The organism is Streptomyces sp. NPDC059142 (assembly GCF_042755665.1).
GTDB lineage: Bacteria > Actinomycetota > Actinomycetes > Streptomycetales > Streptomycetaceae > Streptomyces.
This window is the reverse complement of record NZ_JBHZDA010000012.1, coordinates 26018-46560: the sequence shown is the minus strand read 5'-3', so window position 1 is coordinate 46560 and position 20543 is coordinate 26018. Positions and strand designations below refer to the sequence as shown.

Here is a 20543-nt window from a genome sequence, read left to right as displayed (position 1 = left end):
GTCCATGGGACCGGGCCCCCTGTAGTGCGCGGGAGCCGCGCGCGGGGACGCGCCGGGACACCGGCCGCGCGGGCATGGCGCGGCGTCAGTTGTCCACAGGGCGATCGCGCTGTCGGAGGTCGGCGGTAGCGTCGGATCATGTCCCAACCCGCAGTGCTCGAAGCCGTACTCGAACGGATCACGTACGCGAACGAGGAGAACGGCTACACGGTCGCCCGCGTCGACACCGGTCGCGGTGGCGATCTCCTGACCGTGGTCGGTTCGCTGCTCGGCGCGCAGCCCGGCGAGTCACTGCGGATGGAGGGCCGCTGGGCCTCGCATCCCCAGTACGGCAAGCAGTTCATGTGCGAGAACTACACGACGATCCTGCCGGCCACGATCCAGGGCATCCGCCGCTACCTCGGCTCCGGGCTCATCAAGGGGATCGGGCCCGTGTTCGCCGACCGGATCGTCGGGCACTTCGGTCTGGAGACGCTGGACATCATCGAGACGGCGCCCGAGCGGCTCGTCGAGGTACCTGGCCTGGGCCCCAAGCGGACCAAGTCGATCGCGGCGGCCTGGGAGGAGCAGAAGGCCATCAAGGAGGTCATGGTCTTCCTGCAAGGGGTGGGTGTCTCGACCTCCATCGCCGTCCGCATCTACAAGAAGTACGAGGACGCGTCGATCTCGGTCGTGAGGAACGAGCCGTACCGCCTGGCGGCCGACGTGTGGGGGATCGGCTTCCTGACCGCCGACCGGATCGCCCAGGCCGTAGGTATCCCGCACGACAGCCCGGAGCGCGTCAAGGCGGGCATCCAGTACGCGCTGTCCCAGTCCACCGACCAGGGGCACTGCTTCCTGCCCGAGGACCGGCTCATCTCCGACGCGGTCAAGCTGCTCACCGTCGACACGGGCCTGGTCATCGAATGCCTCGCCGAGCTGGCCGACGAGGACGAGGGCGTCGTACGGGAGAGGGTGCCGGGGCCGGAGGGCGGGGAGGAGGAGATCAACGCGGTCTATCTGGTGCCCTTCCACCGGGCGGAGCTGTCCCTCTCCGCGCAGGTGCTGCGGCTGCTGCGGACCGACCAGGACCGGATGCCGGCCTTCCGGGACGTGGCCTGGGACAAGGCGCTGACCTGGCTGGCCGGGCGTACGGGCGCCGAGCTGGCGCCCGAGCAGCAGCAGGCGGTACGGCTCGCCCTCACGGAGAAGGTCGCCGTCCTGACCGGCGGCCCCGGCTGCGGAAAGTCCTTCACGGTCCGCTCGATCGTGGAGCTGGCGCGGGCGAAGAAGGCCAAGGTGGTGCTGGCGGCGCCCACCGGGCGGGCGGCCAAGCGGCTCGCGGAGCTGACGGGGGCGGAGGCGTCCACGGTCCACCGGCTGCTGGAGCTGCGGCCGGGCGGGGACGCGGCGTACGACAGGGACCGGCCGCTGGACGCCGATCTGGTGGTGGTCGACGAGGCGTCGATGCTGGATCTGCTGCTCGCCAACAAGCTGGTCAAGGCGGTCGCGCCGGGGGCGCATCTGCTGCTGGTGGGGGATGTGGACCAGTTGCCGTCGGTCGGCGCCGGCGAGGTCCTGCGCGATCTGCTCGCCGGGAGCGGCCCCGTACCGAGCGTCAGGCTCACCCGGATCTTCCGGCAGGCGCAGCAGTCGGGGGTGGTCACCAACGCCCACCGGATCAACTCGGGGGCGCATCCCGTCACGGAAGGGCTGTCGGACTTCTTCCTCTTCGTGGAGGAGGAGACGGAGGACGCGGGGCGGGTGACGGTCGATGTGGCGGCGCGCCGGATCCCGGCGAAGTTCGGGCTCGATCCGCGGCGCGACATCCAGGTCCTGGCGCCGATGCACCGGGGTCCGGCCGGCGCGGGCGCCCTGAACGGGCTGCTCCAGCAGGCCATCACCCCCGGCAGACCCGATCTGCCGGAGAAGCGGCTGGGCGGCCGGGTCTTCCGGGTCGGCGACAAGGTGACGCAGATCCGCAACAACTACGAGAAGGGGCAGAACGGGGTCTTCAACGGCACGGTCGGCGTGGTCACCTCGCTCAACCAGGAGGAGCAGCGGCTGACGGTGCTGACGGACGAGGACGAGGAGGTGCCGTACGACTTCGACGAGCTGGACGAGCTGGCGCACGCCTACGCGGTGACGATCCACCGCTCCCAGGGCAGCGAGTATCCGGCCGTGGTCATTCCGGTCACCACGGGCGCATGGATGATGCTCCAGCGCAACCTGCTCTACACGGCGGTGACCCGGGCCAAGAAGCTGGTCGTGCTGGTCGGCTCGCGCAAGGCCATAGGTCAGGCGGTACGTACGGTTTCCGCGGGTAGGCGGTTCACCGCCCTCGGCCATCGGCTGGCGGCGCGGAGCTGAGCGCCGGGCCGGGCGCGCGGCGGACGTGTACCTCGCGGACTTTCGAAACCGGGGCCAAGGGGGCAGGATGAGCAGGTTGGCGGCACTGAGTGCCGCCAAAAGGCCCAATGGTCGACCCCGAGTGCACTCTCCTGAGCCAAATGGGGGATGGTAGAGACAGTCAGGGCACCTCGAAGAAGAGGCACTACGTCGGTGAGGGATGACGTGAGCGAGAAACGCGACAACGCGGTAGTACTGCGGTACGGCGACGGCGAGTACACCTACCCGGTGATCGACAGCACCGTCGGCGATACGGGCTTCGACATCGGGAAGCTTCGTTCTCAGACCGGTCTGGTCACCCTGGACAGCGGCTACGGCAACACCGCCGCCTACAAGTCCGCCATCACCTATCTCGACGGCGAACAGGGCATCCTGCGGTATCGCGGTTACCCGATCGAGCAGCTGGCGGAGCGTTCCAGCTTTGTCGAGGTGGCCTATCTGCTGATCAACGGCGAGCTGCCGACGGTCGACGAGCTGGCCTCCTTCAAGAACGAGATCACCCAGCACACGCTGCTGCACGAGGACGTCAAGCGGTTCTACGACGGCTTCCCGCGCGACGCCCACCCGATGGCGATGCTGTCCTCCGTGGTCAGCGCGCTGTCGACGTTCTACCAGGACAGCCACAACCCGTTCGACGAGAAGCAGCGTCATCTCTCCACGATCCGACTGCTCGCCAAGCTGCCGACCATCGCGGCGTACGCGTACAAGAAGTCGATCGGACACCCGTTCGTCTACCCGCGCAACGACCTCGGGTACGTCGAGAACTTCCTGCGCATGACCTTCTCGGTCCCGGCGCAGGAGTACGAGCCCGACCCCGTCGTGGTCGCCGCGCTCGACAAGCTGCTCATCCTGCACGCGGACCACGAGCAGAACTGTTCGACCTCCACCGTGCGTCTGGTCGGCTCCTCGCAGGCGAACATGTTCGCCTCGATCTCCGCCGGCATCAGCGCCCTGTGGGGACCGCTGCACGGTGGCGCCAACCAGTCGGTGCTGGAGATGCTGGAAGGCATCCAGGCGTCCGGCGGCGATGTCGACACCTTCATCCGCAAGGTGAAGAACAAGGAAGACGGCGTGAAGCTCATGGGCTTCGGGCACCGCGTCTACAAGAACTTCGACCCCCGGGCGAAGATCATCAAGGCCGCGGCGCACGATGTCCTCTCGGCGCTCGGCAAGTCCGACGAGCTGCTGGACATCGCGCTCAAGCTGGAGGAGCACGCGCTGGCCGACGACTACTTCGTCGAGCGCAAGCTCTACCCGAACGTGGACTTCTACACGGGCCTGATCTACCGGGCCATGGGCTTCCCGACCGAGATGTTCACCGTGCTCTTCGCGCTCGGCCGGCTTCCCGGCTGGATCGCCCAGTGGCACGAGATGATCAAGGAGCCCGGTTCGCGCATCGGCCGTCCGCGGCAGATCTACACCGGAGAGGTCCTGCGCGACTTCGTCCCGGTCGAAGGCCGCTGACACCGGATCTCCCGCAGCCGCCCGCGTGCCTGCCGCGCGGCGGCGGCGCCCGTGACGGCGCCGGATCCGTACCACACAGGTGCGACGCAGGACAGAGCGAAAAGCGCCCCCCGGCGGATCCCCCCACGGGTCGGCGAACGGGGCGCTTTCCATATCCCCGGTGCGGATTCCCCCCACGGGATCCGGGCCGGGCGTCTGACGTAACCACCAGTGGCTACTCGGGCGGTCGGACCGGGGTACGTACGGGAGGGCCGCTCAAAGCTCCCCGGTGCACGTGCCCCGGCCAATCGCTTGCACGAGACGTCCCCCAAGACATCCCATGCGATCCCATCGAACGTCCCCCAAGACGTTCTTCTGGCATCGTCCTCTTAGACTCGCGAGCAGGCCCGATGGTTACCCCATAATCTATGTGATCTAGATCTCTTTGTGAAGGTCCTGTGGTTCCTGTGAAGGACCTTGGACGCAGAGAGCTCGCGACCACATAAATGGAGGGTACGCCCAGGTCGGGTTCGGTGTGTGGCCGGATCAGACCTGACCGGTCAGTTCGTACCCCGCCTCGTCGACGGCGGCGCGTACGGCGGCCTCGTCCAGCGGTGCCGCGGACACCACGGTGACCTGTCCCGTGGCGGCCGTGGCCTGGACCGAGGCGACGCCCTCGATCCCGGAGATCTCGTCGGTGACGGCCCCCTCGCAGTGTCCGCAGGTCATGCCGGTGACCTGGTAGACGGTGGTGACCTGGCTCTTCGTCTCTGCGGTCATGACGTTCTCCTCTTTGAGGGCTCGGGTGCGGCGGTCCGGGGCGCGCCGGGGGTGCGTGGGCGCCACGACGCCCCGGCCCGCCCCTGAACTTTACCCCTAGGGGGTATGAAAGCGAACCCCGGCCGTGTCGGACCGCTCAGCCGTCCGAACCCGGCGCGCTCGCGTGGCAGGGGAGTCCGCTCCGCTCGGCGAGCGGCTGTACGTAGCGGAAGAGCACCCTCTTCAGCTCGGTCGTGTACGCGTCCCGTTCATCGGGCTCGGCGGCCAGGATCAGGGCCAGGCCCGCCTTGAACACGGTGAAGAGCATGTGTGCGATCCGGGCGGTCTCGACCCTCGGCGTGCCGGGGAGGTAGTCGCCGAGGATGTCCTCGACGCGGGCGAGCATCGAGGAGTGCAGCGCGTCGTGCTCGCGGGTGACCTGACCCGGGACGTCGGAGCCGTGCATCAGCACCGCGAAGGCCGGGTTCTCCCGGTTGAACTGGATCAGCGGATCGACGACGGCGTCCATGAGCCGGTCGAGCGGCAGGTCGAGGTGGTCCGGCATCAGGGCCTGACCGTAGGTTTCACGCCAGCGCGCCAGGAGCTGGTCGCCCAGCTCGACGGCGATCGCCTCCTTGTTCGGGAAGAACTGGTAGAGCGTGCCGGGCGACACCCCCGCCTCCCGGGCGATGGAGTTGGTGCTCGCCGCGGTGTAGCCGGTGGCGCAGAAGACGCGGGCCGCCGCCTCCAGGAGCTGGGCGACGCGGCGCTCGCCGCGCGCCTGTCGGCGGCGTGGTCTGTCCGGTCCGGGAGTTGGTCCCGGGGTCGGCTCCGGCATGGCAATCCACAGCCTTCCTGGATCGTTTGACAAACACGAGTGGCCACTCGCATTCTTGGACAATGCGAGCGATGACTCGTGTTTGCCAATTCTATGGCAACGGCTGACCCGCGCCCACGGGTCACGGTGAAGGGGACACCGCACCATGTCCGAAGTCAACACTGACCCGCGCCTGGGAGGCTGGACCCGGTTCGTCACCGCCCGGCCACGGCTCTCGCTGCTGGTCGCGCTGGTGATAACGGCCCTGGCCGTGGTCGCCGGCAGCGGAGTCGCCGACCGGCTGAGCAACGGGGGCTGGGAGGACCCGACCGCGGAGTCCACGTACGCGACCAAGGCGCTGGAGCGGGAGTTCCCCGCCTCCCAGCCCAATCTCCTGCTCCTGGTCCACAGCGGAAGCCGGAGCGTCGACGACCCCGCCGTGGCGGGGGAGGGGAAGCGGCTCACCGACCGCCTCGCGGCCGAGAAGGGGATCGTCGGCGTCGGCTCCTACTGGCGGACGGCGTCACCCGCGCTGCGCTCCGAGGACGGCCACGAGGCGCTGATCGCGGCGCGGATCGAGGGCGACGAGACCAACGCCTTCAAGGTCCTGGACCGGATCGCGCCGGAGTACCGGGGTGAGCAGGGTGCGCTGAAGGTCTCCATCGGCGGGCCCGTCGCCGTGCGGAGCGAGATGCAGAGCACCATCCAGGAGGACCTGCTGCGGGCCGAGCTGATCGCCCTTCCGGTGACGCTCGTCCTGCTGGTCATGGTCTTCGGCAGCGCGGTCGCCGCCCTGCTGCCGCTGGGCCTGGGCGTCGTCGCCATCCTGGGGACCAACGCGGTACTGCGCGGACTCACCGAACTCACCGAGGTCTCGGTCTTCGCCCAGAACCTCACCACGGCACTCGGGCTCGGACTGGCCATCGACTACGCCCTGTTCATCGTCCGCAGATTCCGCGAGGAGCTGGCGGAGGGCGCGGAGGTACGGGAAGCCGTGGGCACCACGCTGCGGACCGCCGGCCGTACGGTGCTGTTCTCGGCGCTGACCGTGGCCGTGTCCCTGGCCGCCATGATGGTCTTCCCCCAGCACTTCCTGCGCTCCTTCGCCTACGCGGGCATCGCGGTCGTCCTGCTGGCCGCTGCCGCCGCCCTCGTCCTGCTGCCCGCGGCCCTGATGCTGCTGGGCCACCGGGTCAACGCGCTCGACCTGCGCAAGGCGCTCCGCCGCGGGCGCGCCGCCAAGGAGAAGAAGGACGAGGAGCCCGGGGCCGGCTGGGCTCGGACGGCCGCGCTGGTGATGCGGCGGGCCCCCTTCTTCGCCGTCGCCACGGCCACCGGGCTGATCCTGCTCGGACTGCCCTTCCTCGGAGTCAAGTTCGGCACCGCCGACCACCGTCAGCTCCCGCCGGGCGCCGACTCCCGGGTGGTCCAGGAAGACATCCAGGACCACTTCCCCGGCAGCCCCGGCGGCGGTCTGGAAGTGCTGGCGGAAGGCGCCGCCACCCCCGCCGAGTACGCCGACTACCGCGACCGGATAGCGGCCCTGCCCGGAGTGACACGGGTCGACGGACCGGTTCCCTCCCCCTCCGGCGACCACGCGTACTTCGCGGTGACGCCCAAGGGGCTGGCGGTGGGGGAGGACGCCCAGCGGCTCGTCAAGGACATCCGGGCCGAACCGGCCCCGTTCGACACCTCGGTGACCGGCCTCGCCGGCGTCCTGGTCGACTCCAAGACCGCCATCGCCGACCAGCTCCCCTGGGCCCTGGCCATCATCGTGCTGGTGACCCTGCTCCTGGTCTTCCTGCTCACCGGCAGTGTGCTGATACCGATTCAGGCGGTCGTCCTCAACGCCCTCAGCCTCACGGCGATGTTCGGGGCGACGATCTGGATCTTCCAGGACGGCCATCTGTCAGGACTGCTCGGCTTCACCGCCACCGGCGACATCGAGACAAGCCTGCCCGTCCTGATGTTCTGCGTCGCCTTCGGGCTCTCCATGGACTACGGGGTCTTCCTGCTCTCCCGGATCAAGGAAGAGTACGACCACAGCGGAGACCATGAGCACGCGGTGGCGTACGGGCTGCGCCGCACCGGCGGGCTGATCACCGCCGCCGCCGTGATCCTCGCGGTGGTCATGGTGGCCATCGGTACCTCACGGGTCGCCAACACCAAGATGCTGGGCCTCGGCCTCGCGCTGGCCGTCCTGATGGACGCGATGGTGGTGCGCAGCCTGCTGGTGCCCGCGGTGATGAAGCTGACGGGGAAGGCGACCTGGTGGGCGCCGGGACCGCTGCGCCGCTTCCACGAGCGGTTCGGGCTGAGCGAGGGCGAGTCGCGGAGGCCCGCCGAAGGACCTGCGGAACCGCCCGTCCGCGACCGGGACACCGCAGGCGTCTGAGCGAGGGGAGGGGGCGCGGTGCGCCGCCCCTCCCGAGAGCGGTGCGCTGCTCCCGTCCCGAGCGGGGGACGGGAGCGGCGGCGCGGACCCGGGGCGCGCACGGCGCCCTGGCGCACCGGTTTTCGGCCGCCGCACCCGGAGCGCCGATCCGCACCCGGAGCGCCGATCCGGTCCCGGTTTCGGCCGCCGCGACGGGGGGCCCGACCCCGCGCGGCCACGCCCGGGGGCGCGGGTGCCCCGGCCCGGCGCCGCCGCGACGGGGTGCCCATCCCGGCCCCGGCGCGCCGTCGGATCAGGCGCCGCAGCTTCTGAGGAAGCGGCGGGTGCGGGTGGCGATCGGCAGAGGCTTGTCGGGCGGGCAGGGGTACATGTCCTGCTCGACGATGGCGAAGAGTTCGATGTCCAGCCGCTGGGCCGCCGCCAGGACCGGCTCCAGCGCGGGCACCCCGGCCGGTGGCTCGCACATCACGCCGCGCGCGACCGCCGGCCCGAACGGCACCTCGTCGGCGACGACATCCGCGAGGATCTCCGGATCCACCTGCTTGAGATGGAGGTAACCGATCCGCTCCCCGTACGTCTCGATCAGCTTGACGCTGTCGCCGCCGCAGTACGCGTAGTGCCCCGTGTCCAGACAGAGCGAGACCAGATCGGGGTCGGTCGCGTCGAGGAAACGGCTCACGTTCTCCTCGCTGTCGACATGCGTGTCGGCGTGCGGGTGGACGACGATCTTCAGGCCGTAGCGGTCCTGGACCTCACGGCCGAGACGCTCGGTCTGGGTGGTCAGATCACGCCACTGCCCCGGCGTCAGGACCCGGTCCTCCAGCACCTCGCCGGTCTTGTCGTCCCGCCAGAACGACGGGATGACCACGAGATGGTCCGCGCCCATCGCCCGGGTGAGCGCGGCGATGTCGGCGACATGCTCCCAGGTCTTCTCCCAGACCGCAGGGCCGTGGTGCAGCCCGGTGAAGACGGTCCCGGCCGAGACCTTCAGCCCGCGGCGCGCGGTCTCCTCGCTCAGCCGGTCGGGATCGGACGGGAGGTATCCGTACGGGCCCAGCTCGATCCACTCGTAGCCGGCCTCGGCCACCTCGTCGAGAAAACGCCGCCAGGGCACCTGCTGCGGATCGTCGGGAAACCACACCCCCCAGGAGTCGGGGGCGGACCCGACTCGGATGCGGCTCAACGTGGGTACGGAGGAGGTCATACCGGTCAGCTTTCAGCCCGCACGGAAAGAGTGTCAAGCCCTTGGTCCGAATGTAAAGACAAAACATTGACAGGGTCCCGGGGGACCGTTAGACCTTGCTGTGACCGCCTCCGGTGCGGAAGCCCGCCCCGCTTTGGCAGGAGCGGGGCGCGAGCGACGTTCCCCGCTCGTCACGGCCCCGTGCCGGAGGTTCGGGTCGCCCCGCCCGACGGTGCCCTGTATGACTTCACTGTGAACGATGCCCGACTGCCGCTGCGCGGAGCCCAGGAGGACGCCCGATGAGCAGCCGTACGACCGGCCGTACGAGCGGTCGCGCGCGGGGGCGACCGAGCGCCGCAGCCCGTACCCGCAGGCGGACCGTCGCCCAGGCGCTGGTCGGTTTCCTGGCCCGGCAGTACACCGAGCGGGACGGACGGCGCCGGCGTCTGATCGGCGCCACCTGGGGCATCTTCGGGCACGGCAACGTGGCGGGTATCGGCCAAGCTCTTGTCGAGTCCTCCGCGGACATGAGGTACTTGCAGGGACGTAACGAACAGTCCATGGTCCACGCGGCCGTGGGGTACGCGCGCCAGAGCAACCGCCTCTCCGCCCAGGCGGTGACCACCTCCATCGGCCCCGGCGCCACCAACCTCGTCACCGGCGCGGCACTCGCCACCATCAACCGCCTCCCCGTCCTGCTGCTCCCCGGCGACACCTTCGCCACCCGCCCCGCCGACCCCGTACTCCAGCAGCTCGAAGTCCCGTACGCGGGGGACGTCTCCGTCAACGACGCCCTGCGTCCCGTCTCCGTCCACTTCGACCGGATCACCCGTCCCGAAGCGCTCATCCCGGCCGCGCTCACCGCGATGCGGGTGCTCAGCGACCCGGCCGAGACCGGCGCCGTCACCCTCGCGCTGCCCCAGGACGTCCAGGCGGAGGCGTACGACTGGCCGGAGGAGTTCTTCGCCGAGCGGGTCTGGCGGGTCCGCCGCCCGCCGCCCGACCCGGACGAACTCGCCGACGCCGTACGGCTCGTACGGGAAGCGCGCCGCCCCCTGCTCGTCGCGGGCGGCGGGGTCCACCACAGCGCGGCCGAGGAGACGCTGGCCGAGTTCGCCGACGCGACCGGTATCCCCGTCGCCTCCACCCAGGCGGGCAAGGGCTCGCTCCACCACGACCATCCCTGCGACATCGGCGGGATCGGCCACACGGGCACCGCCACCGCCGACGAACTGGCGGCGGCGGCCGACCTGGTGATCGGTGTCGGCACCCGCTGGACCGACTTCTCCACCGCCTCCGCCACCCTCTTCCAGAACCCCGACGTCCGCTTCCTCAACCTCAACATCACCGGCTTCGACGCCCACAAGCTCGCCGCCCACCCGCTGGTCGCGGACGCCCGTACCGCCGTGCGGCAGCTCACCGCGGAACTGGCCGGCCACCGGGTCGAACCGGCGTACGCCACCGAGTACAGCGGGGCCAAGAAGCGCTGGGAGCGGCGCGTCGAGGCCGCGTTCACCGGAGGCGAGGACGGCGGACGCCCCACCCAGGCCCAGGTCCTCGGCGCTCTCGACGCCCTCGTCACCGACGAGGACATCGTCATCAACGCGGCGGGGTCGCTCCCCGGCGATCTCCACAAGCTGTGGCGGGCGCGTGCGCACGACCAGTACCACGTCGAGTACGGCTACTCCTGCATGGGATACGAGATCCCCGCGGCCATTGGCGTCCAGCTCGCCGCGCCCGGCCGGCCGGTCTGGGCGCTGGTCGGCGACGGCACCTATCTGATGAGCCCCACCGAGATGGTCACGGCGGTCCAGGAAGGGCTGCCCGTCAAGGTCGTGATCCTCCAGAACCACGGCTACGCCTCCATCGGCGGCCTCTCCGAGACGGTCGGCGGGGAGGGCTTCGGCACCGCGTACCGCTTCCGGGCCGCCGACGCCACGTACACCGGCGCCCCGCTCCCCGTGGACCTCGCGGCCAACGCCGCCTCCCTCGGTATGCGGCTGATCCGCGCCGGGACCCTCGGTGAGCTGCGCGAAGCGCTGGCCGAGGCGCGCGCCGCCGACGCCCCCACATGTGTCTACGTGGAGACCGGAACGGCAGACACAGTGTCGGGAGTCCCCCCGGCCCAGGCGTGGTGGGATGTTCCGGTGGCCGAGACCGCGACCCGTATCGCCGCGGTCGAGGCCCGCGAGGAGTACGACCGCCACGCAGCGACCCGCCGCCGCCATCTGTGAAGGAGCGGAACACATGAAGACCGTCAGCCATTGGATCGGTGGCAAGAGCGTCGAGGGCACCTCCGGCGAGCTGGGTCCGGTCACGGACCCGGCGACCGGCGCCGTCACCACCCAGGTCGCGCTCGCCTCCGCCGAGGAGGTCGACACCGCGGTCGCCGCCGCCAAGGCCGCGTACGCCACCTGGGGCACCTCCTCCCTCGCCCAGCGCACGGCGATCCTCTTCCGCTACCGCGCCCTCCTCGACGCCCGCCGCGACGACATCGCCGCGCTGATCACCGCCGAGCACGGCAAGGTGCACTCGGACGCGCTCGGCGAGGTGGCGCGCGGACTGGAGATCGTCGAGCTGGCCTGCGGGATCACCACCCAGCTCAAGGGCGAACTCTCCACCCAGGTCTCCAGCCGGGTCGATGTCGCCGCCATCCGTCAGCCGCTCGGGGTCGTCGCGGGCATCACGCCCTTCAACTTCCCGGCGATGGTGCCGATGTGGATGTTCCCGCTCGCCATCGCCTGCGGGAACACCTTCGTCCTCAAGCCCAGCGAGAAGGACCCGTCGGCCGCCGTCCTCCTGGCGGAACTGGCGGCCGAGGCGGGGCTGCCCGACGGCGTGCTCAACGTCGTCCACGGAGACAAGGTGGCCGTCGACGCCCTGCTCGCGCACCCGGACGTCGCGGCGGTCTCCTTCGTCGGCTCCACCCCGATCGCCCGCTACATCCACACCACCGCCTCCGCCAACGGCAAGCGCGTCCAGGCGCTCGGCGGCGCCAAGAACCACATGCTGGTCCTGCCCGACGCCGACCTGGACGCCGCCGCGGACGCGGCCGTCTCGGCGGCGTACGGCTCGGCCGGTGAGCGCTGCATGGCGATCTCGGCGGTCGTCGCGGTCGGCGCGATCGGGGACGACCTGGTCGCCAGGATCCGCGAGCGCGCCGAGAAGATCGTCATCGGCCCCGGCACCGACCCCGCCTCCGAGATGGGCCCCCTCATCACCCGGGCCCACCGCGACAAGGTCGCGAGCTATGTGACGGGGGCCGCGGCCCAGGGCGCCGAAGTCGTCCTGGACGGCACGGGATACACGGTGGAGGGATATGAGGACGGGCACTGGATCGGCCTGTCCCTGCTGGACAACGTCTCCACCGACTCGGACGCCTACCGTGACGAGATCTTCGGCCCGGTCCTCGTCGTGCTCCGCGCGGAGACGTACGAGGAGGGCGTCGCCCTGATCAACAGCTCGCCGTTCGGCAACGGCACGGCCATCTTCACCCGCGACGGCGGCGCCGCCCGCCGCTTCCAGCTTGAGGTCGAGGCCGGCATGGTCGGGGTGAACGTGCCGATCCCGGTGCCCGTCGGATACCACTCCTTCGGGGGCTGGAAGGACTCGCTCTTCGGCGACCACCACATCTACGGCAACGACGGCGTGCACTTCTACACGCGCGGCAAGGTCGTCACGACCCGCTGGCCCGACCCGGCCGACGCGCCGACCGGCGTGGACCTGGGCTTCCCCCGTAACCACTGATCCGTAGCCACTGATCCGTCACCACTGATCCGTAGCCACCGATCCGTAGCCACCGATCCGCGGTCACCGATCCGCGACAGGCGAACCGCGGCCACTGATCCACCCGGCCTCGAACGCTGATCCGTGGCGGCCGGCCGTAACTCGTCGGCGCGCGGCTTCGTTGGATGACTGCGGCCCGTACGGCGTTCCTCGCCGTACGGGCCGCGGTCGTTTTCACGGTGCGCGGAGCAGGAGGACACACCCATGTGTGGCATCACCGGCTGGGTCTCCTTCGACCGCGATCCGGTCGGCACGCCCGACACGCTGGACGCGATGACGGAGACGATGTCCTGCCGGGGCCCCGACGACCGCGGGACCTGGACCGAGGGACCCGCCGCCCTCGGCCACCGCCGGCTCGCCGTCATCGACCTGCCCGGCGGGCGCCAGCCCATGACGCTGACGACACCGCGGGGCACCATCGCGCTCGTCTACTCCGGTGAGACGTACAACTACACCGAGCTGCGCGCGGAACTGACCGGCCGCGGCCACCGGTTCACCACCGACTCCGACACCGAGGTCGTGCTCCACGGCTATCTGGAGTGGGGCGAGGCGCTCGCCGAACGCCTCAACGGGATGTACGCCTTCGCGATCTGGGACGGCCGCTTCCGCAAGCTGGTGATGATCCGCGACCGGATGGGCATCAAGCCCTTCTACTACGCCCCCACCCCCCACGGCGTCCTCTTCGGCTCGGAGCCCAAGGCGATCCTCGCCCACCCGCTCGCCCGCGCCCGCGTCCGTCTCGACGGGCTGCGCGAACTCTTCGCCTTCGTCAAGACGCCCGGTCACGCCGTCTGGGACGGGATGTACGAGGTCGCGCCAGGCACCCTGGTGACCGTGGAGGCGAGCGGGCTGCGCCGCCACGTCTACTGGTCCCTGGAGACCCGCCCGCACACCGACGACCGCGCCACGGCCGTGGCCCGCGTACGGACGCTCCTCGACGACATCGTGCGCCGTCAGCTCGTCGCCGACGTCCCCCGCTGCACCCTCCTGTCCGGCGGGCTCGACTCCTCCGCCATGACGGGGATCGCCGCCCGTCAGCTCGGGGAGAGCGGGGAGACCGTACGCAGCTTCTCCGTCGACTTCACGGGCCGTACGGAGCACTTCGTGGCCGACGCGTTCCGCACCACGCCCGACACGCCGTTCGTCCACGACGTCGTCCGCGAGGCGGGCACGGAGCACCAGGACATCGTCCTCGACTCGCTCGCCCTGGCCGACCCCGAGGTCCGGGCCCGCATGATCAGGGCCAGGGACCTGCCCATGGGCTTCGGCGACATGGACTCCTCCCTCTACCTGCTCTTCCAGGCCATCCGGGAACGCTCGACGGTCGCGCTCTCCGGCGAGTCGGCCGACGAGGTCTTCGGCGGCTACCCCCAGTTCTTCGACGAGGCGGCCAGAAAGGCCGACATGTTCCCGTGGCTGGTGCGCTTCGGCGAACACTTCGGGGAGGACACCGGAGTGCTGCGCCCGGAGGTCGACGCGGCGCTCGGACTGCCGTCGTTCACCCGGGACAGTTACGCCACCGCCGTGGCCGGCATCGAACGCCGCGCCGGGGAGAGCGACTTCGAGTACCGGATGCGGAAGATCTGCCATCTGCATCTGACGCGCTTCGTGCAGATCCTGCTGGACCGCAAGGACCGCGCGAGCATGGCGGTCGGCCTGGAGGTCAGGGTGCCCTTCTGCGACCACCGGCTCGTCGAGTACGTGTACAACACACCCTGGTCGCTGAAGTCCTTCGACGGGCGGGAGAAGAGCCTGCTGCGGGAGGCGACCGCCGATGTGCTGCCGAAGTCGGTGTACGAGCGCGAGAAGAGCCCGTACCCCAGCACCCAGGACCCGGAGTACGCCGTGGCCCTCCAGGGCCAGGTCAAGGAACTGCTGTCCGAGCCGTCGCACCGGGTCTTCGACCTGGTGGACCGGGAGCGGGTACGGAACACCGCCGAGCGGGAGACTCCGCAGGTCACCACGGCGAGTCGGCGAGGGCTGGAACGGACGCTCGACCTGGCGCTGTGGCTGGACCTCTACAACCCGGAGATCACACTCACCTGATATGGCGGAATGAAAAGGATAATAACGGTAGAAAGGATGATGTACCGGCTGATCCAGAGAGCTCAGGACCTCATATGCCCCGATACTTCGCCGACTCCCCGGAGTCGCTCGTCCCCGACGCGCTCAAGGGGTTCGCCGCCGCCCACGCCGACCTGGTCGAGCACCACCCCGAGCACGGCTACTTCCGCACCCGCCGCACCGCCACCCCGACCCCCACGACGGCCACCCCGGCCGCCGCCGGCCGCCGCGTCGGCCTCGTCTCCGGCGGCGGCTCCGGCCACGAACCGCTGCACGCCGGGTTCCTCGGCGCCGGCCTGCTGGACGCCGTATGCCCGGGACAGATCTTCGCCTCCCCGCACAACCGGCAGATCTTCGAGGCCAGCCGCGCCGTCGCGGGCAGCGACGGCGTCCTGCACATCGTCAAGAACTACACCGGCGACCGGATCAACTTCGGGATCGCCGCCGAACGCCTCGCCCACGAGAACATCCGCTGCGCCCGCGTCCTCGTGGACGACGACCTCGCGACCGACTCCGCGGACATCGCCGTCGGGCGGCGCGGCACCGGCGCCACCCTCATCGTCGAGAAGATCCTCGGCGCCGCCGCCGACGAGAGCCGCGGACTCGACGAACTGGCCGCCCTGGGCGCCGATCTGTCCGCCCGTACGCGCAGCCTCGCCGTCGCCACCGCGGCGCACACCGCGCCGGCCTCCGGCGCGCCCGCCTTCGAACTGCCCCGGGACGTGCTCGAATTCGGCGTCGGCATCCACGGCGAACGGGCCGGTGGCACCACCCCGCACCCGCCGCTCACCGAACTCGTCGCCCTCATGACCGACCGGCTGCTGGCCGCCCTGCCCCATGGGACCCCCGGCCGCCGCCGCGTACTGGCCCTGGTCAACGGGCTCGGCGGGGTCACCTCGCTGGAGCTGTACGGCATCCGGCACGCCCTCGGCGGGGCGCTGCGGAACCGCGGGGTCACCCTCGACCGCTCCCTGACCGGCACCTTCGTCAGCGCCCTCGACATGCGGGGCTTCTCGCTCTCCCTGCTCGCCACCGACGACGACACGCTCCGGCTCTGGGACGCCCCCGCCAGAACCGCGTCCTGGCCGAGCTGACCCCGCCTTTCCCCTTTTCCCGCCTCGCCCCTCCCCTTCCGTCTTTCCCCACCCTCCCTCTCCACCCCACGAGAAGCAGGAGCCCTTCCCGCGATGTCCTCCCAGAACCTGACCCCCGCGCCCGCCCCCTCCGCCCCCACCCCCAAGGGCCTCACCTACGAGGACACCACCGGCTGGCTCGACCGCTTCGGCGCCGCCGCACGGGCGGTGGAGGGCGAGCTGACGGAACTGGACCAGCGGGCCGGCGACGGCGACTTCGGCGCCAACCTCGTCTCCGGCATGGACGGCGTACGGGACGCGCTCGCCGCGCCGACCAGCGGCCCGCGCACCCCGGCGGCGCCGCTCGCCACCGCCGCACGGGTCTTCCTCGACCACGTCGGCGGCACGAGCGGCCCGCTCTTCGGCCTGCTCTTCCAGGAACTGGCCGCCGCGGTCGCCGCCGCCGACGGCGCCCCCGGCACCGCCGCACTCGCGGCGGGCACCGCGGCGGGGGCGGCCGCCGTCCAGCGCGTCGGCGAGGCCGAGGTGGGGGACAAGACGATGGTCGACGCCCTGGTCCCCGCCGCCGAGGCGCTCACCCGGGCGCTGCTCGCGGACCCCACGGGCGGCGATCCGGTACGGGCGCTCCACAGCGCGGCCGTCGCCGCCCACCACGGCGCCCGCGCCACCAGCGCCCTGCGCGCCCGCCGTGGCCGCGCCAGCTACACGGGCGACCACTCCCGCGGCGTCCCCGACCCGGGCGCCCTCGCCGTGGCCCTGCTCTTCGCCTCGGCCTCGTCCCAGCCGACCACCCTGGACGAGCTCCCCGAGGTCTGAGCCGCCGGGCCCGCCCGACGGCCCCTCCGGTTCCGTTCCGCCCCTGTTCGCGGCGGTGTGCGGTACCGCGTCCGCTGTACGGGGGCGCCGCCGTGTACTACCCGAGGAGGTCCCGGGTTCCGACCGTCGGCACCCTGGACGGCTCCGGGCGCCGATTAGGGTTCAAGGATGGAGACCCGAACCCCCCGCCGGTTCCGGCCACGGGCCCGCTGGCTCGCGGGACTGGCCGCCGCGGCCGTGCTCGTCGGAGCCGGCACCTGGACCGCCGTCGCCTCGGACGACGGCCCGGCCGTGCACCGTGAGGACCAGGTGCTGGACATGCCGGGCGCCCGGATCGACACCTCGTACTTCACCGCGGGCAGCGGGCGCAGACCGGCCGTGCTCATCGGGCACGGATTCGGCGGCAGCAAGAACGACGTACGCGCCCAGGCCGAGAAGCTGGCCCGCGACGGCTACGCGGTGCTGACCTGGTCGGCCCGTGGCTTCGGGAAGTCCACCGGTGACATCGGACTCAACGACCCCGACCACGAGGTCAAGGACGTCTCCCGGATGATCGACTGGCTCGCCGGGCGCCCCGAGGTCGAACTCGACGCGAAGGGCGACCCCCGCGTCGGCGTGACCGGTGCCTCGTACGGCGGGGCCATCTCGCTGCTCGCCGCCGGGTACGACCAGCGCGTCGACGCGATCGCCCCGCAGATCACCTACTGGAACCTGGCCGACGCCCTGTTCCCCGACGGCGTCCTCAAGAAGCTCTGGGCCGGGATCTTCATCTCCAACGGCGGCGGCTGCTCCAGCTTCGAGAAGGAGCTGTGCGAGATGTACGAGCGGGTCGCCGTCGCCGGGAAACCGGACGACGCCGCCCGCAAGCTGCTGGAGGAACGCAGCCCCTCCGCCGTCGGGGACCGGATCGACGTGCCCGCGCTGATCGTGCAGGGCCAGACCGACTCCCTCTTCCCGCTCGACCACGCCGACGCCATGGCGAAGCGGATCAGCGCGAACGGAGCGCCCGTCGACGTCGACTGGATGGCCGGCGGGCACGACGGCGGCAACCCGGAGGCCGAGCGGGTCCAGGGCCGTGTCTCCGCCTGGTTCGACCGCTATCTCAAGGACGACAAGGGGGCCGACACCGGGCCCGCCTTCCGCGTCAGCCGGACCGGCGGCGTGGACTCCGCCAACGGGCAGGTCAGCCTGCGCGGCTCGACCGGCGACCGCTACCCGGGCCTCGCCAACGACACCACCACGGTGCCGCTGACCGGCGACGCGCAGACCTTCACCAACCCGGCCGGCGGCAACCCGCCCTCCATCTCCTCCGTGCCGGGACTGGGCGCCGGGCTCTCCCAGTTCTCCTCGTTCGGCGTCGGACTCGCCCTCGACTTCCCCGGCCAGTACGCCCGCTTCGACTCGGCGCCGCTCGACCGCCCCCTGCGGATCACCGGGCAGCCGACCGTCAAGGCGGCCGTCACCTCCTCCAGCGGCGAGGCGGTCCTCTTCGCCAAGGTGTACGACGTGGGCCCCGACGGCACCGGCCAGGTGCTGCCCTCGCAACTCGTCCGGCCCGTACGGGTCGAGGACGTCGCCGAGGGCCGGACCGTGGAGCTGAAACTGCCCGCGGTCGACCACCGGGTCGTCCCCGGACACCGGCTGCGGGTCGTGGTCGCCGCCACCGACCTCGGCTACGCCTCACCGGTCGCCCCGGCCACGTACAAGGTCGCCGTGGACGGCCCGCTGACCGTGCCCACCGTCCCCGGACTCACCGCGGGGTCCACCGCCCTGCCGTGGTGGACCTGGGGGCTCCCGGTCATCGGCGTCCTGGTCGCGGGCGTGCTGCTGCTCACCGCCCGCCGCCGCGCCGCCGCGCCGGTGCCGGACCCCGCGCTCGCCGAGGTGCCGCTGCGGATCACCGATCTCTCCAAGCGGTACGCCAACTCCAGCGAGCGGTACGCGGTCCGCGACCTCTCCTTCACGGTCGAGAAGGGCCAGGTCCTCGGCCTGCTCGGGCCGAACGGCGCGGGCAAGACCACCACCCTGCGCATGCTGATGGGGCTGATCTCCCCGGACGCCGGGGAGATCCGGGTCTTCGGGCACGCGATCAGGCCGGGCGCCCCGGTGCTCTCCCGGGTCGGCGCGTTCGTCGAGGGCGCGGGCTTCCTGCCGCATCTGTCGGGCCGCGAGAACCTGGAGCTGTACTGGCGGGCCACCGGCCGCCCCACCGAGGACTCCCACATGGAGGAGGCCCTGGAGATCGCCGGGCTCGGCGACGCGCTGGCCCGCGCCGTACGCACCTACTCGCAGGGCATGCGGCAGCGCCTCGCCATCGCCCAGGCGATGCTCGGTATGCCGGATCTGCTGATCCTGGACGAACCGACCAACGGACTCGACCCGCCCCAGATCCGCGAGATGCGCGACGTGATGATCCGGTACGCGGCCGGGGGCAGGACCGTCATCGTCTCCAGCCATCTCCTCTCCGAGGTCGAACAGTCCTGCACGCATCTCGTGGTCATGCACCGGGGGCAGCTCGTGCAGGCGGGGGCGGTCGCCGAGATCACCGGTGCGGGGGACACCCTGCTCGTCACCACCGCCGAGCCCGTCCCGGAACCGGTCGTGGACAAGGTCGCCGCGCTGGCGGGCGTCGGCTCCGCCGTCCGCACGGACGACGGGCTGCTGGTACGGCTCGACGGCGCGTCCACCACCACGCTGATCACCGAGCTGGTCCGGCTGGACGTCCCCCTGACGGGCGTCGGGCCGCACCGCCGCCTGGAGGACGCGTTCCTCACCCTGATCTCCGGAGGCTCCGCATGAGCGCGCTGACCGAAACGGCCCCCGGCTACCGGGCCGGGCGCACCCTGCCCCTGCGGGTCGAGGCGCTGCGGCAGCTCAAGCGCCGGCGCACGCTGGCCATGGGGCTCATCCTGGGCCTCCTTCCCTTCGTGCTGATCGTGGCCTTCGCGGTCGGGGGGACTCCGGACGGCGGGCGGGAGGGCCGGGTGACCCTGATGGACACCGCGACCGCGTCCGGCGCCAACTTCGCGGCGACCTGTCTCTTCGTCTCGGCGGGCTTTCTGCTGGTCGTGCCGGTCGCGCTCTTCCACGGGGACACCGTGGCGTCCGAGGCGAGCTGGTCGTCCCTGCGCTATCTGCTCGCGGCGCCCGTGCCACGGTCGCGCCTGCTGTGGAGCAAGCTGACCGTCGCGCTCGGGATGAGCGCCGCGGCGATGGTGCTGCTGCCGCTGGTCGCACTGGCGGCGGGTACGGCCGCGTACGGCTGGGGCCCGCTCCAACTGCCCACCGGTGGCTCCCTCTCCACGGCGGAGACGCTGCCGAGGCTGGTCGTGATCATCGCGTTCATCTTCGTCTCCCAACTGGTCACGGCGGGGCTGGCCTTCTGGCTGTCGACCAAGACCGATGCCCCGCTGGGCGCGGTCGGCGGCGCGGTCGGTCTGACGATCGTCGGCAATGTGCTGGACGCGGTGACCGCGCTCGGTTCCTGGCGGGAGTTCCTGCCGGCGCACTGGCAGTTCGCCTGGGCGGACGCGGTCCAGCCGCAGTTGGAGTGGGGCGGCATGGCGAAGGGCGCGGCCGTCTCCTTCACCTACGCCGTGGTGCTGTTCGCACTGGCCTTCCGGACCTTCTCCCGTAAGGACATCGTGTCGTAGGAGCCGTGGGTCTCCCGGCCGTCGCCGATACGGGGACGCCCTTCGGACAGATCGCTTCGGTCGGATCCGTTCGGTCGGATCCGTTCCGGTCAGATCCACCCCCTTCGAGCCGCGCGGACGCCCCGCCCCGCACCCCGCCCGGCGG

13 protein-coding genes are annotated in these 20543 nt (G+C 71.3%); 10 read left to right on the top strand and 3 right to left on the bottom strand.

Translation table 11 applies throughout. The features are described from left to right. The first annotated feature begins 138 nt into the window (after positions 1-138). On the top strand, positions 139-2349 hold the full coding sequence (locus ACFXPK_RS07065; protein ID WP_385072562.1) for an ATP-dependent RecD-like DNA helicase: 2211 nt from the start codon (positions 139-141) through the stop codon (positions 2347-2349). A 204-nt stretch (positions 2350-2553) separates the two neighbouring features. Continuing rightward, positions 2554-3852 carry a citrate synthase gene (locus tag ACFXPK_RS07060; protein ID WP_385007598.1) on the top strand — a complete coding sequence of 433 codons (1299 nt, stop codon included), beginning with the start codon at positions 2554-2556 and terminating at the stop codon, positions 3850-3852. Positions 3853-4377: 525 nt separating this feature from the next. On the opposite strand, the gene ACFXPK_RS07055 is transcribed toward ACFXPK_RS07060, so the two are convergent. After that, positions 4378-4611, bottom strand: coding sequence for a heavy-metal-associated domain-containing protein (locus tag ACFXPK_RS07055; protein ID WP_385072558.1), 234 nt, complete (start codon positions 4609-4611; stop codon positions 4378-4380). A 136-nt stretch (positions 4612-4747) separates the two neighbouring features. Further along, positions 4748-5428 (bottom strand): TetR family transcriptional regulator, encoded by a 681-nt coding sequence (locus tag ACFXPK_RS07050; protein WP_385007592.1) that lies wholly within the window; start codon positions 5426-5428, stop codon positions 4748-4750. Positions 5429-5573: 145 nt separating this feature from the next. Between ACFXPK_RS07050 and ACFXPK_RS07045 the strand changes: the two genes are divergently transcribed. Next, positions 5574-7802 carry an MMPL family transporter gene (locus ACFXPK_RS07045; RefSeq protein ID WP_385007594.1) on the top strand — a complete coding sequence of 743 codons (2229 nt, stop codon included), beginning with the start codon at positions 5574-5576 and terminating at the stop codon, positions 7800-7802. Positions 7803-8094: 292 nt separating this feature from the next. Here ACFXPK_RS07045 and ACFXPK_RS07040 read toward each other — a convergent pair whose 3' ends face one another. Further along, positions 8095-9006: a sugar phosphate isomerase/epimerase family protein gene (locus ACFXPK_RS07040; protein WP_385072554.1), complete on the bottom strand. Its 912-nt coding sequence runs from the start codon at positions 9004-9006 to the stop codon at positions 8095-8097. Positions 9007-9284: 278 nt separating this feature from the next. On the opposite strand from ACFXPK_RS07040, the gene iolD reads away from it, so the two are divergent. From iolD to ACFXPK_RS07005, 7 genes are all read left to right on the top strand, one after another. Next, a complete protein-coding gene (gene iolD / locus ACFXPK_RS07035; protein ID WP_385072550.1) occupies positions 9285-11219 on the top strand; it encodes a 3D-(3,5/4)-trihydroxycyclohexane-1,2-dione acylhydrolase (decyclizing) in 1935 nt (644 codons plus the stop codon). Between the two features lie 13 nt (positions 11220-11232). After that, positions 11233-12732, top strand: coding sequence for a CoA-acylating methylmalonate-semialdehyde dehydrogenase (locus ACFXPK_RS07030; protein WP_385072547.1), 1500 nt, complete (start codon positions 11233-11235; stop codon positions 12730-12732). Between the two features lie 243 nt (positions 12733-12975). Next, positions 12976-14817: an asparagine synthase (glutamine-hydrolyzing) gene (gene asnB / locus ACFXPK_RS07025; protein ID WP_385072544.1), complete on the top strand. Its 1842-nt coding sequence runs from the start codon at positions 12976-12978 to the stop codon at positions 14815-14817. A 74-nt stretch (positions 14818-14891) separates the two neighbouring features. Next, on the top strand, positions 14892-15929 hold the full coding sequence (locus tag ACFXPK_RS07020; protein WP_385005613.1) for a dihydroxyacetone kinase subunit DhaK: 1038 nt from the start codon (positions 14892-14894) through the stop codon (positions 15927-15929). Between the two features lie 93 nt (positions 15930-16022). After that, entirely contained in the window at positions 16023-16745 is a 723-nt protein-coding gene (dhaL, locus tag ACFXPK_RS07015; RefSeq protein WP_385072541.1) for a dihydroxyacetone kinase subunit DhaL, read from the top strand. A 168-nt stretch (positions 16746-16913) separates the two neighbouring features. Next, positions 16914-19544 (top strand): alpha/beta fold hydrolase, encoded by a 2631-nt coding sequence (locus tag ACFXPK_RS07010; protein ID WP_385072539.1) that lies wholly within the window; start codon positions 16914-16916, stop codon positions 19542-19544. Continuing rightward, complete coding sequence (locus ACFXPK_RS07005; protein ID WP_385007693.1) at positions 19541-20398, top strand: ABC transporter permease; 858 nt, start codon at positions 19541-19543, stop codon at positions 20396-20398. Before ACFXPK_RS07010 ends, ACFXPK_RS07005 begins: the two co-directional genes overlap by 4 nt. Positions 20399-20543 lie beyond the last annotated feature (145 nt).

Bases quoted from the DNA above. Each gene is read 5' to 3' on its own strand.
- ACFXPK_RS07020 (WP_385005613.1), top strand. From the start codon at position 14,892: ATGCCCCGATACTTCGCCGACTCCCCGGAGTCGCTCGTCCCCGACGCG.
- ACFXPK_RS07045 (WP_385007594.1), top strand. From the start codon at position 5,574: ATGTCCGAAGTCAACACTGACCCGCGCCTGGGAGGCTGGACCCGGTTC.
- ACFXPK_RS07050 (WP_385007592.1), bottom strand. From the start codon at position 5,428: ATGCCGGAGCCGACCCCGGGACCAACTCCCGGACCGGACAGACCACGC.
- iolD (WP_385072550.1), top strand. From the start codon at position 9,285: ATGAGCAGCCGTACGACCGGCCGTACGAGCGGTCGCGCGCGGGGGCGA.
- asnB (WP_385072544.1), top strand. From the start codon at position 12,976: ATGTGTGGCATCACCGGCTGGGTCTCCTTCGACCGCGATCCGGTCGGC.
- ACFXPK_RS07040 (WP_385072554.1), bottom strand. From the start codon at position 9,006: ATGACCTCCTCCGTACCCACGTTGAGCCGCATCCGAGTCGGGTCCGCC.
- ACFXPK_RS07005 (WP_385007693.1), top strand. From the start codon at position 19,541: ATGAGCGCGCTGACCGAAACGGCCCCCGGCTACCGGGCCGGGCGCACC.
- ACFXPK_RS07055 (WP_385072558.1), bottom strand. From the start codon at position 4,611: ATGACCGCAGAGACGAAGAGCCAGGTCACCACCGTCTACCAGGTCACC.
- dhaL (WP_385072541.1), top strand. From the start codon at position 16,023: ATGTCCTCCCAGAACCTGACCCCCGCGCCCGCCCCCTCCGCCCCCACC.
- ACFXPK_RS07065 (WP_385072562.1), top strand. From the start codon at position 139: ATGTCCCAACCCGCAGTGCTCGAAGCCGTACTCGAACGGATCACGTAC.
- ACFXPK_RS07030 (WP_385072547.1), top strand. From the start codon at position 11,233: ATGAAGACCGTCAGCCATTGGATCGGTGGCAAGAGCGTCGAGGGCACC.
- ACFXPK_RS07010 (WP_385072539.1), top strand. From the start codon at position 16,914: ATGGAGACCCGAACCCCCCGCCGGTTCCGGCCACGGGCCCGCTGGCTC.